Source organism: Bartonella sp. CM120XJJH, assembly GCF_042194715.1.
Classification (GTDB): Bacteria; Pseudomonadota; Alphaproteobacteria; order Rhizobiales; family Rhizobiaceae; genus Bartonella.
In genome coordinates this window covers 40,164-52,534 of the sequence record NZ_JBHINE010000001.1, presented here as the reverse complement: position 1 = coordinate 52,534, position 12,371 = coordinate 40,164, and the positions used below count along the sequence as shown (strand labels likewise).

13 protein-coding genes are annotated in these 12,371 nt (G+C 33.5%); 6 read left to right on the top strand and 7 right to left on the bottom strand.

Annotated features, from left to right (window positions below; genetic code table 11):
• Nucleotides 1-2: 2 nt before the first annotated feature.
• From coaE to ACFIKU_RS00230, 4 genes are read right to left on the bottom strand one after another with little or no spacing between them, the layout of a single operon-like run.
• On the bottom strand, nt 3-587 hold the full coding sequence (gene coaE, locus ACFIKU_RS00245; RefSeq protein ID WP_375656345.1) for a dephospho-CoA kinase: 585 nt from the start codon (nt 585-587) through the stop codon (nt 3-5).
• A complete protein-coding gene (locus ACFIKU_RS00240; protein WP_375656344.1) occupies nt 584-1,456 on the bottom strand; it encodes a shikimate dehydrogenase in 873 nt (290 codons plus the stop codon). The genes coaE and ACFIKU_RS00240 overlap by 4 nt, the downstream gene beginning before the upstream one ends.
• Nucleotides 1,449-2,045, bottom strand: a complete 597-nt coding sequence (locus tag ACFIKU_RS00235; protein ID WP_375641273.1) for a Maf family nucleotide pyrophosphatase — start codon at nt 2,043-2,045, stop codon at nt 1,449-1,451. The genes ACFIKU_RS00240 and ACFIKU_RS00235 overlap by 8 nt, the downstream gene beginning before the upstream one ends.
• Before the next feature lie 12 nt (nt 2,046-2,057).
• Nucleotides 2,058-2,882 carry a pyruvate, water dikinase regulatory protein gene (locus tag ACFIKU_RS00230; RefSeq protein ID WP_375641271.1) on the bottom strand — a complete coding sequence of 275 codons (825 nt, stop codon included), beginning with the start codon at nt 2,880-2,882 and terminating at the stop codon, nt 2,058-2,060.
• Between the two features lie 553 nt (nt 2,883-3,435).
• On the opposite strand from ACFIKU_RS00230, the gene rho reads away from it, so the two are divergent.
• From rho to ACFIKU_RS00200, 6 genes are all read left to right on the top strand, one after another.
• The gene (gene rho, locus ACFIKU_RS00225) at nt 3,436-4,701 is read left to right on the top strand and encodes a transcription termination factor Rho (protein ID WP_375641269.1); all 1,266 of its coding nucleotides are present in this window, start codon (nt 3,436-3,438) and stop codon (nt 4,699-4,701) included.
• A gap of 31 nt (nt 4,702-4,732) precedes the next feature.
• Nucleotides 4,733-6,040, top strand: a complete 1,308-nt coding sequence (gene mnmE, locus ACFIKU_RS00220) for a tRNA uridine-5-carboxymethylaminomethyl(34) synthesis GTPase MnmE (protein ID WP_375656343.1) — start codon at nt 4,733-4,735, stop codon at nt 6,038-6,040.
• A 106-nt stretch (nt 6,041-6,146) separates the two neighbouring features.
• Nucleotides 6,147-8,015: a tRNA uridine-5-carboxymethylaminomethyl(34) synthesis enzyme MnmG gene (gene mnmG / locus ACFIKU_RS00215; protein ID WP_375656342.1), complete on the top strand. Its 1,869-nt coding sequence runs from the start codon at nt 6,147-6,149 to the stop codon at nt 8,013-8,015.
• On the top strand, nt 8,015-8,662 hold the full coding sequence (rsmG, locus tag ACFIKU_RS00210) for a 16S rRNA (guanine(527)-N(7))-methyltransferase RsmG (protein WP_375656341.1): 648 nt from the start codon (nt 8,015-8,017) through the stop codon (nt 8,660-8,662). Before mnmG ends, rsmG begins: the two co-directional genes overlap by 1 nt.
• 6 nt (nt 8,663-8,668) lie before the next feature.
• Nucleotides 8,669-9,466 carry a ParA family protein gene (locus ACFIKU_RS00205; protein WP_273722360.1) on the top strand — a complete coding sequence of 266 codons (798 nt, stop codon included), beginning with the start codon at nt 8,669-8,671 and terminating at the stop codon, nt 9,464-9,466.
• A 40-nt stretch (nt 9,467-9,506) separates the two neighbouring features.
• Nucleotides 9,507-10,412, top strand: a complete 906-nt coding sequence (locus ACFIKU_RS00200; protein WP_375641261.1) for a ParB/RepB/Spo0J family partition protein — start codon at nt 9,507-9,509, stop codon at nt 10,410-10,412.
• A gap of 23 nt (nt 10,413-10,435) precedes the next feature.
• Here the strand turns inward: ACFIKU_RS00200 and ACFIKU_RS00195 are convergent, their stop codons facing one another.
• The 3 genes from ACFIKU_RS00195 to gloB form a co-directional block, all read right to left on the bottom strand.
• Entirely contained in the window at nt 10,436-10,915 is a 480-nt protein-coding gene (locus tag ACFIKU_RS00195) for a hypothetical protein (protein WP_375656340.1), read from the bottom strand.
• 194 nt (nt 10,916-11,109) lie between these two features.
• The gene (locus ACFIKU_RS00190; RefSeq protein ID WP_375641258.1) at nt 11,110-11,544 is read right to left on the bottom strand and encodes a hypothetical protein; all 435 of its coding nucleotides are present in this window, start codon (nt 11,542-11,544) and stop codon (nt 11,110-11,112) included.
• Between the two features lie 65 nt (nt 11,545-11,609).
• The gene (gene gloB, locus ACFIKU_RS00185) at nt 11,610-12,371 is read right to left on the bottom strand and encodes a hydroxyacylglutathione hydrolase (protein ID WP_375656339.1); all 762 of its coding nucleotides are present in this window, start codon (nt 12,369-12,371) and stop codon (nt 11,610-11,612) included.

Genomic DNA, 12,371 nt, shown 5'->3' with positions numbered 1-12,371 from the left:
CTTCAATTCTTTAGTTTTTTTATCACATCAAAAACCTGTTGACGTGTATTCTCTAAATCTTTCCCTGTATAAATAATAAAATCAGCACGTTCTCGTTTTTTTTCATCCGGCATTTGTTGAGCATTGATAAAGGCAAATTTTTTCTCATTCATACCTTGGCGAATCATTACACGTTCTTTTTGTATTTCTTCTGGAGCAGAAACAACAATAACGCTATCCACACGACTTTCACCATTTTTTTCAAACAGAAGTGGAATATCAAGAATAACTAATTTTTCCCCTTGTTTACGCGCTATATCAATAAATTCCCTTTCTTTTTCTTGCACCAAAGGATGAATTATTTTTTCTAATGCTTGTAATTTTTCCTTATCATCAATCAAAATTTCAGAAAGTTTTAAACGGTTAACTTCACCGTTTTCAACAACACCAGGAAAAATACGCTCTATAAATGACAAAGCTGGCTCACTTTTATAAAGCTGTTGTACTGCTTCATCAGCACTAAAAACAGAAATACCCGCTTGCTTGAAAAAATCAGCAACTGTTGATTTTCCCATAGCAATTGATCCCGTTAATCCTATGATTTTCATTCTTTCTTTTCACTCATATCCTCTAAAATGGCTGTCCGTAAAGCTTTTGTTACCTGTGGCCTTATTCCAAACCACTGTTCAAACCCTATAACAGCCTGATGTAGAAGCATTCCAAGCCCATCAACTGTCTTGAGATCACAAGCCTTTGCCCGTTGTAAAAAAGGAGTTATCAATGGTGTATAAATAATATCTGTTACTAACGCCGTTTTTTTTGCTTTATGAAAATCACAAAAAAAAGAATCACTTTTTTCTTCTGGATTTTTTATGCCAATAGATGTTGTATTAACAATCAAATCAGCTTGATGAAGTATTTCATGGATTTTATGCCAATCGTAAACTTTAATGAATTTTCCAAAATGCTGAGCTAAATTATCAGCGCGTTGTTTTGTACGGTTAATCAAATAAATCTGTTCGAATCCGCGTTTTTTTAAGGCATATATGATAGCGCGTGCGGCACCACCTGCTCCAAAAACAAGAGCTGTTTCCCCTCCCCAATCAGATGAAAAATCATCAAGATTAGCACTAAAACCATAGGCATCACTATTCGTGGCACAAAGCTTATCTCCTTCATACCAAAGTGTATTAACAGCACCAATCATTGTTGCTTTCTCATCTTTATAATCTGCTAAACGAAAAGCTTCCTGTTTATAAGGCAAAGTAACATTTCCTCCACAAAAGCCTATTTTTTGTAAAGACGCAATAAAATGACTGAATTCTTCAGATGTTACTTCTTGTGCAAGATATTCTCCTTGTAAACCATATTGCTTAAGCCAAAAATTGTGAATTTTTGGCGATTTTGAATGATTAATTGGATAACCAACAACAAAAGCACGCGGATAATTTGTTTTTTTTATTGTTAAGTCAACCATCAATAATTCCTAAATGACGTAGTTTTATAAGTAGAGGTAGCAAAGGTAAACCAACAATGGTAAAAAAATCTCCATCAATTTTTTCAAAGAGATGAATCCCTTCCCCTTCAATTTGATATACTCCCACGCTATTTAGAACATCTTTTCCTACGCGTGCTAAATAATGTTCAATAAATTCTGACGAGAGCAAACGAACAGACATATGTGCACTAAAAGCTTCAACCCAAATTTTTTGACCATTTTTAAATAAAGCTACTGCACTATGAAGAGAATGGGTTTTTCCTGATAACTTACATAAACGTTGATGTGCTTCCTTAATATTTGTTGCTTTATGAAAAACTTTACCTTCCAAATCAAGCACTTGATCACAACCAATAACGAAAGCATCAGGAAAACGATCTGAAACATTTTTTGCTTTTGCGCTCGCAAGAAAACAGCTGAGTTCTTTAGGTGTTTTTTCTTTTGCTTTTTTTTCTACTTCTCTTTCATCAAAAGAAGCCCCTTCAATGAAAAAATTTAAACCTGCTTTTTTTAATAATTTTGCACGATACAAACTAAGAGATGCTAATATTAATGTATCTGCATTCATAAGAATTTTCTCTCATTTTCCTTCACGAAATCGTGATAAAAGTTCAAATATTGCAGCAGCAGTTTCTTCAATAGAGCGTCTTGTGACATCAATAATAGGCCAACCAAAACGTTCGCAAATGCGTTTTGCATAGATTAATTCTTCAGCTATGTTGATACGATTTGTATAACTATCAAGAGCAAAACCTTCTCCCAAATCTCTATTTTGGCGAATATGTGAAATTCTTTCAGCTGAAGCAATTAAACCAATAATTAAAGAATTTTTTGCCTCTAAAAGGGATTCTGGCAAATCAATATTAGGAATAAGAGGAACATTAGCCGTTTTTATTCCGCGATTTGCTAAATAGATACTTGTTGGTGTTTTAGATGTTCTTGAAATTCCCACAAGGATCACATCTGCTTCGGATAAGCTACTGGAAGATTGTCCATCATCATGTTCTATTGTAAAATCCAGTGCCTCAATACGGCGAAAATAATCTGCATTAAGATCATGTTGTGCGCTCGCACGTAAATGTGTTGGCATTCCAAGGTAAGACTGAAAAGCATTTAAAACAGGATGCAATATATCAATACAGGGAACTTTTATTTTTTTACACCTTTTTTGAAGGAGAAGTTTAAATTCTTCATCAATCATTGTGTAAAGAACAATACCTGGCTCTTGTTGTATTTCATCAAGAGCTTTTTGTAACTGCATTTTATTACGAATCATAGGATAGATATGTTCTGTTGCCTGACTCATTGCATACTGTGATGCTACAGCTCTTCCAACAGAGATTAATGTTTCTCCCGTTGCATCAGAAAGCATGTGTAAATGAAAGAACTTTTTTTCTTTTATCACAAAAATTTTAACTCCTTGTTAAGATATGTGTATATATCCTTGCCGTTTTTTATAAAACTAAAATTTAGGAAAAATTCTCCGTTTTTATGCACAAATAAAATGCTTGTGATAAATTAATTCCTTTTATAAAAAAAATGGGGATAATATCTTTAAGATAGTGTTATTTTTATTCTTTTTTTATTTCCTTTTGTGGATAAAATTGAGGATAAATAATAATCCACACTAAACACAGTTATAAATAAGAAGAATCTCTCTTTTAATATAAATTTATTAATATAAATTTCTGTGAAAAATACTTTTGAATAGTGTTTCATTAATGCTATAACTTTAATTCACATTTTTGTTATAAAATAATTAAATACTATTTGTATTTTTATATTTTAAAAAGTTTTTCATATAATTACTCAATATCACAGGAATAAATTTCATATAAATGGTACTTGCAGATTGAAAAAATTGAGTGTAAAATATTTTTTTCTTAAGAATATTTCATTCATAAATTTCCATAAATTATTTAAGATAATCTTCTCCTAAATTACAAAGAGCATATTTCATGCAAAAAATGAAACTACAAGAGCTTAAAAGCAAAAATCCGGTTGAACTTGTTTCTTTTGCTGAAACATTAGAAGTTGAAAATGCCTCCCTTATGCGCAAACAAGAATTAATGTTTGCTATCTTGAAAAAACTTGCTCTACAAGATGTAGAAATCATAGGAGAGGGTGTTGTTGAAGTTTTACAAGACGGATTTGGATTTTTGAGATCTGCTGATGCTAATTATCTTCCAGGTCCGGATGATATTTATCTTTCACCTGCACAAATACAGTCGTTTTCTTTAAAAACAGGTGATACAATTGAAGGTCTTATACGCAGTCCAAAAGAGGGAGAACGTTATTTTGCTCTCCTTAAAATTAATACAATTAATTTCGAAAAACCTGAAAAAATTCGTTATAAAATTCACTTTGATAATCTTACACCTCTTTATTCAAATGAGCGTTTCCAAATGGAAATACAGGATCCTACAGAGAGAGATATGTCATCACGCGTGATTGATTTGATATCTCCATTGGGAAAAGGACAAAGAGGGTTAATTGTAGCTCCTCCTCGGACGGGAAAAACAGTTTTACTTCAAAATATTGCTCATTCTATTACTACTAATCATCCTGAATGTTATCTCATTGTTCTTTTAATAGATGAGCGACCAGAAGAAGTTACTGATATGCAGCGTTCAGTAAAAGGAGAAGTGGTTTCTTCTACTTTTGATGAACCTGCAATACGTCACGTACAAGTGGCAGAAATGGTCATTGAAAAAGCCAAACGTCTTGTTGAATATGGGCGTGATGTTGTTATTCTCCTCGATTCTATTACACGTCTTGGGCGTGCATATAATACAGTTGTTCCTTCTTCGGGTAAAGTTTTAACAGGTGGTGTGGATGCAAATGCCCTTCAGCGTCCAAAACGTTTTTTTGGTGCAGCACGTAATATTGAAGAAGGCGGATCTTTAACCATTATTGCAACGGCTTTGATTGATACAGGAAGTCGTATGGATGAGGTTATTTTTGAAGAATTTAAAGGAACAGGTAATTCAGAAATTGTTCTTGATAGAAAAGTTGCTGATAAGCGTATTTTCCCTGCTATGGATATTTTAAAGTCAGGAACGCGTAAGGAAGAACTTCTGGTAGAACGACAAGATTTGCATAAAATTTTTGTTCTTCGTCGTATTTTAGCATCTATGAATGTCACAGATGCAATTGAATTTTTGATTGATAAATTAAAGCAAACAAAAAACAATAGTGAATTTTTTGATTCAATGAATACGTAAAGTCATTAAAGTTTTTATTAGGATAAAACCTGTGGATACAATCTTTGCTGTTTCGAGTGGATTGTTACCTTCAGGGGTTGCAGTCATTCGGCTTTCTGGTCCGCATGTTGTGGATATAGTTAAAACGCTTTGTGGTCGTTTACCTAAAGCACGTTTTATGCATTATGGAAATATTACTGCTCGTGATGGTAGTTTTTTAGATTCTGGTTTAACTGTTTTTTTTCCTGCCCCTCATAGTTTTACGGGGGAAGATTGTGCAGAATTCCATTTACATGGAGGAAAAGCAGTTGTTAATCGTTTTTTAGATGAATTGTCGACATTTTCTGGATGTCGTATTGCAGAGGCAGGTGAATTTTCACGTCGTGCTTTTATAGAAGGAAAATTAGATCTTGTTCAAGCAGAAGGTCTTGCTGATTTAATAGAGGCAGAAACGGAAAGCCAACGGCGTTTAGCTGTTATGGGTACAAGTGGACATTTAACGACGCTTTATCGTGATTGGCGTCATAAACTTATGAAGGCGCGTGCTTTTATTGAGGCAGAACTTGATTTTGTTGATGAAGCAGATATTCCTAAAGCAATATCTGATAAAATTTGGGAAGATGTTGAGGATCTTTGTACTTCTCTTCGAAAATATATTATTGAAGGAGAGCGTGCGAGTATTTTACGTGATGGATTAAAAATTGTTATTGCTGGTGCTCCAAATTCTGGAAAATCAAGCATTATGAATCGTCTTTCAGGAAAATCTGTTGCTATTGTGACGGAAGAAGAAGGAACAACTCGTGATGCTTTAGAAACGAGAATTATTCTTGGTGGGTTACCTATTTTTTTAACGGATACTGCTGGTTTTAGAAAAACAGAAAATAAAATAGAACAAATGGGAATAGAAATTGCTAAACAGCATGTTAGGGAAGCTGATTTGGTTATTCTGGTTTATGATATAGGAAATCCTAAGCAGGTTGATTTACCAGAAACATCGGCTGAAATATGGTGTGTTGGCAATAAGCTTGATCTTTATGAAAAAAATGATCAGCGTTGGTCTATACAATTTTCCGCATTAACTGGTTTAAATTTTGATTATTTTATCAAAGAACTTGAATCATTTTGTTATCATCGTGCTTCTGAAATTGGAAATATTGTTCCGGCGCGTAAAAGACAACTTCAATTGTTAAAGGAGGCTGTTAAAGAGATTGAATTTTCTCTTAATTATCATTCTCTTGACCTCAGTTTACGTGCAGAACATCTCCGTTGTGCGAGTGATTTTCTTGGGAGAATTACGGGAGATATTGATGTTGAAGATTTACTCGATATTATTTTTTCAGAGTTTTGTGTTGGTAAATAATGATTCACGTGAAACATTGATTATTTCATAGACAGATTATAAAGATTATGTAATTTATATACTGTTTCACGTGAAACCTTAGAATATTTTCTACGGAATGAGTTAAATGCAATCATATGATGTTGTTATTGTTGGTGGTGGTCATGCTGGCTGTGAAGCGGCTTCAGCTTCAGCGCGTGTAGGAGCCAAAACAGCGCTTGTTACACATAAAATATCAGCATTGGGAACAATGTCGTGTAATCCTGCTATTGGTGGTCTTGGAAAAGGGCATCTAGTTCGTGAAATAGATGCGTTGGATGGTCTCATGGGAAGAGCAGCAGATACTGCTGGAATTCAGTTTAGACTACTTAACAGACGTAAAGGACCGGCAGTAAGAGGACCACGGACACAGGCGGATAGACGACTTTATAAAAAAGCAATTCAAGAATTATTAAAAGAACAAGAAAATCTTACTCTTATTGAGGATGAAGTTATTGATCTGGTCGTTAAAAATAATTGTGTATCAGGTGTTATTTTAAAAAAACAAGGAACAATTTTATCTGGAGCTGTTGTTTTAACAACAGGGACATTTTTAAATGGTTTTATTCATATTGGTGATAAAACATGGGCTGCTGGACGGATGGGAGATCAGTCAAGTGTGCAACTTGCTAAACGTTTAAAAAATTATAATATAAAACTTGGTCGATTAAAAACAGGAACTCCTGCTCGCTTGAGTAAAAAAACAATTGCCTGGGATCATCTTCCAAAACAACAAGCAGATGAAAATCCCATTCCCTTTTCTCTTTTAACAGAGAAAATTGAACAACAACAAATTGAATGTGCAATAACACGTACAAATGAGAAAACACATCAAATTATTCGCGAGAATATTTATCGTTCTGCTTTATATTCTGGAAATATTGAAGGGTTAGGACCACGTTATTGTCCTTCTATTGAAGATAAAATTGTTAAATTTGGAGAACGTGATGGACATCAGATCTTTTTGGAACCAGAAGGATTAAATGATGATACTGTTTATCCAAATGGTCTTTCTACTTCTCTTCCTGAAGATGTACAAATTTCTCTATTAAAAACCATTGAAGGATTGGAAAATGCTATAGTTTTACAACCTGGTTATGCTATTGAATATGATTTTGTTAATCCACAACAATTAACGAGAAGCTTAGAATTACGCTCTTTACCTGGTTTGTTCTTAGCAGGCCAAATTAATGGTACAACAGGATATGAGGAAGCAGCAGCACAAGGACTTTTAGCTGGATTAAATGCGGCACGTAAAGTAGGTAAATTAGATGAAATATTTATAAGTCGTTCTACTGCTTATATTGGTGTTATGGTTGATGATTTGGTTTCACGTGGTGTTTGTGAACCTTATAGGATGTTTACATCACGTGCTGAATTTCGTTTATCTTTACGATCTGATAATGCTGATGCGCGTTTAACACCTTTGGCACAAAAATGGGGTATTGTTAGTAAAATACGTTGGGAATGTTATCAGAAAAAACAACAACGGCTTGATCAAGCGCGATCAATATGTCAAAATCTTTTTTTAACACCTAATGAAGCTTCTGCTCATGGATTACACGTTAATCATGATGGAATTCGGCGTTCGGCTTATGATTTTCTTGCTTATCCTCATATGACTTTAGAGCGTCTTTCAGATTTTTGGCCACAATTACAAACAATTGATTCTAAAACAGCAGAATCTTTAGAAATTGAAGCACAATATGCGGTTTATTTAGATAAACAAGCACAAGATATTGCCTCTCTTCAGAGAGATGAGCGTTTAGAAATTCCTTCTTCTCTTGATATTCAAGCAATTTCAGGTCTTTCAAATGAACTTAAATCAAAAATTAAAGAAGTGTCGCCGCGTTCAATTGCTGATGCACAAAAAATTGATGGTATGACACCCGCCGCGTTATCGCTTATTATTACATATATTCAACGTAAACGACGTGAAAAGGCTAAAATAGCTTAATGAATTTTTCTACAGAAAAAAAATATCAACAATTATTAAATATTGTTCCTTCTGTTTCACGTGAAACGATGGAAAATTTAATTCAGTTTGAGTCTTTAATACTTCAATGGAATGCGCATATTAATTTGATATCTGCTACAACAATACCAGATCTATGGACACGGCATATTCTAGATTCAGCACAAATTTTTCCTTTGTATTCTCATTCTTTGCATTGGTGTGATCTAGGATCAGGAGGAGGTTTTCCTGCAATTGTGATTGCTATCTTTTTGAAAGAAAAAAGAGCAGGACATATTAATCTTGTTGAAAGCAATGGAAAAAAAGTTGCTTTTTTGAGAACAGTCATTGCTCAACTTAATCTTCCAGCAACAGTTTATCACGCTAGAATTGAAGATGTATATCAAAAAATTCCCATATCTGATATTATAACGGCACGGGGATTAGCGCCGCTCAATACTCTTTTACAACTTATTTTTCCGTTATTAACAGAAAAAACAATCGCTCTTTTGCAAAAAGGTAGGGATTACGCTACAGAAATAAAAAATGCCTCTGCCAATTGGCACTTTGATCTGTTAAAACATAAAAGTAAAGTTGATGAAAATTCTGTTATTTTAGAAATTTCTCATATTCGGTCATATAGAGGGTAGAGCAAAATGAGCGAAACACGAATTATCGCTATTGCAAACCAAAAGGGTGGAGTCGGAAAAACAACCACAGCAATTAATCTTGCAACAGCTTTAGCAGCTATTGGTGAAAATGTCCTGATTATGGATGTTGATCCACAAGGTAATGCTAGTACAGGTTTAGGGATTGATCGTAATAACCGTCCTTTGTCTTCTTATGATGTTTTGGTCTCGGGCGTTTCAATTACACAGGCGGCTTTAAAAACAGCAGTACCCAATCTTTATATAGTTCCCTCTACACTTGATCTTTTGGGGGTGGAAATGGAAATTTCTTCATCACAAGATCGCATACAACGCTTACGTAAGGCTCTCTATGATGATCCGGAAATGGAAAAAAAATTCAATTATATTTTAATTGATTGTCCTCCCTCCCTTAATCTTTTAACACTTAATGCTATGGGAGCCGCAGATTCTGTTTTAGTGCCTATGCAGTGTGAATTTTTAGCACTTGAAGGTTTAAGTCAATTACTTGAAACAGTAAAACAAGTGCGATCCGTACTTAATCCATCTTTAGAAATTCAAGGTATTGTTCTAACAATGTATGATGGACGTAATAATCTTTCAAATCAAGTTGTTGAAGATGTACGTTCTTTTATGGGAGATAAAGTTTATCGTACTGTTATTCCACGAAATGTAAGAGTATCAGAAGCGCCTTCTTTTGGAAAACCTGTATTGCTTTATGATCTCAAATGTGCTGGGAGCCAAGCTTATTTGCGTCTAGCATCAGAAATGATTCAACGTGAAAAACAAGCACGTGCTGCTGCTTAAAAATGTAAAAAAATTATAAGAAAACTCAAAGAGCAAAATTATGAATGATGATCAATCAAAAAAAAGACTGGGTCGTGGATTAGCGGCATTAATTGGGGATATCAGTTTAAACAATGATCTTACACGTTCATCAAATACTGACAAATTTATAGAGTCCAATATAGTTTCTCCTATTTCTGAACGATTTGTTCCACTTGAATCTATTTCATGCAATCCACATAATCCGCGACGCCATTTTACTGATTCAGAACTTGATAATTTAGCACAATCAATTCGTCAGCACGGTGTTGTCCAACCTGTTATTGTAAGACCTTTAAAAGATTATCCTCATCGGTTTGAATTGATCGCTGGTGAACGTCGTTGGCGTGCTGCACAGCGAGCCAATTTAAATAAATTACCGGTTATTGTTCGAGATGTAGATGATAAAACTGCTTTGGAATTGGCTATTATTGAAAATGTTCAGCGAGCAGATCTTAATCCTATAGAAGAAGCAAAAGGATATGATATGCTCCTAAATGAACATGATTATACACAGGTAGATTTAGCACAAGTTATTGGAAAAAGTCGTAGTCATGTTGCAAATACGCTTCGTTTGTTAAAACTTCCAGAAAAAGTACAACAATTCTTAATTGATGGACAACTCTCTGCAGGTCATGCACGTTGTCTTATAACCGTTGATGATCCACAAAATTTAGCTGAGAAAATTATTAGTGAAGGGCTTTCAGTACGTCAAACAGAAATACTTGCATATGAGAAAGCCAATCCTAAAGCTAAAAAGCGTACCAATACGGAAAAAGATACTGAAACAAAATCTTTAGAAAAATTACTTGCAGATGTGATAGGAATGAAAGTTATTATTCGACATGGTAAGAAAGGTGGCGATTTAAAAATACATTACTCTTCATTAGAACAATTAGATGAAATTTGTCGACGTTTACAAAGTTAATCAATTGTTCTAAAAAGATTTTTTTAACAGTTATCTTTTAAAATTTTGATTATTCTATACATATGCTCTTTAGCAAATTCTATATTGCTTGAAGGCAAAACGTTTTTTTCATAAGTAGATTTTTTCTCATCAGTAAGTACATACAATGTAGCTTGAAGAGCTAGGTGAGCAACAACAAAATCTTTCGGTGTGAGGTTATTTTCTTTCAAAATATTTACAAGTTTTGGATTATTAGAAATATTATTAGAAATATAGGCAGCGTATTTTTCAATATTGTCATCATAAGTACTGAGATCACTTTTTGTATTTGTTTGTTCTGGTTCTGAAGGTAATTTTCTACATTCTGCTTTGATTTTTTCCATCTTTAAAAGAAGATCTTCTGTTAAGGGATAATTTGCAATGAAAGGTGGTATAAAAGAAGGATCATCTATTTCTTGTTTATTTTCTTGAGCATATGATACAAAAGAAAAGATAAAGAAAAAACACACTAAAAATTTAAACATGACTAAAAATTCTCCTTTCTTTTTTGAATTTCAATAAATATTTTTTCATCTGTTATTCTTTATTTGTAGAAAAATATTTGTAAATATAATTGAAATAAAACGATTATTAGGAATGATAAAACACTGTGATTTTTTGATGCACTGACTTCTTTATTAGATTAGTGGGATGATATTTTCTAACCTTTCATAACTGATTAGTTGCTCAAAATGAGTTTTTCACAGCTATCTAAAAGAAATGTTGCTTTGTAAAAATGTTTTTTAACAAATTCAATATTGTTTAAAAAGATAGTATTTTTCTCAGTAGAATATTCCTGTTCAGGTACAAATGTAAGAAGCGTTGATATTTCTTTGAGTGCTAAGGTTCCTGCAGCAAAATCTTTTGGCGTGATATTATTTTCTTTTAAAATATTTACAAATTTTGGTTTACTAGAAATATAAGTAGCATAGTTTTCAATACTAGAGTGGATAATAGAATCATAAGTGATAAGATCATTTTTTGTTTCTGGAAGTAAATTTTTACATTCTTTTTCGATTTTTTCCAGCTTTAAAAGAAAATCTTCTGTTAAGGGATAATTTGCAATGAGAGGTGATATAAGAGAAGAATTATTTGTTTCCTTTTCTTCTGCCATTGTTAGTTGAATATGTATCACGAAAAGAAAAAAGAGAAACAAACGTAATACGAACTTAAGCATGGTTAAAATTTATCCTTTCTTTTTCGAATTTCAGCAAAAACTTCTTCATCTGTAGCATTGGTCATTGAGAGGTTCTCTCTGATTGCAGGATTATCCCAACGAAGAAAGGGATTTGTTGTTTTTTCTTGTCCTAAAGTGACAGGTAAAGTCATGGCATTTCCTGCACGCAATAAAAAAACTTCCTCTATTCTTTGGTGGAGCTTTTTATTATGTGGATCAATTGTTAGCGCAAAAAAAGCATTGTTTTTTGTATACTCATGTCCACAATAGAGAAGTGTTTCATCAGGAAGGTTACGAAGTTTTTTTAAAGAATTTAGCATTTGTGCAGCTGTTCCTTCGAAAAGACGTCCACAACCAAGTGAAAAAAGTGTATCTCCAGCAAAAAGTACACCTTTCTCGGGAAGGTAATAAGATAATGCGCCTAAAGTATGACCAGGTGTTGAAAGAGCTAAAAGCGGGTGCGTGCCAAAGAAAAGATTTTCATCAGGTTGAAGTGTTCGATCAAGATGATTAATCTTTTCTTTCTCTGCTTCTGGTCCAATAACGATAGCCTTATAAACTTGTTTTAATTCTTCTAGGGCTTCTACATGATCATGATGATGATGAGTTACAAAAATAGTCTGAAGTGTCCAGTTACGACGTTTTAAGGCTTTATGAATTGCTTCACTTTCAGGCGCATCAATTGCAGCTGTCATACCACTTTTTTCATCATGAATGAGTACACCGAAATTGTCTTCTCGACAAATAAACTGTTCAATCAACAT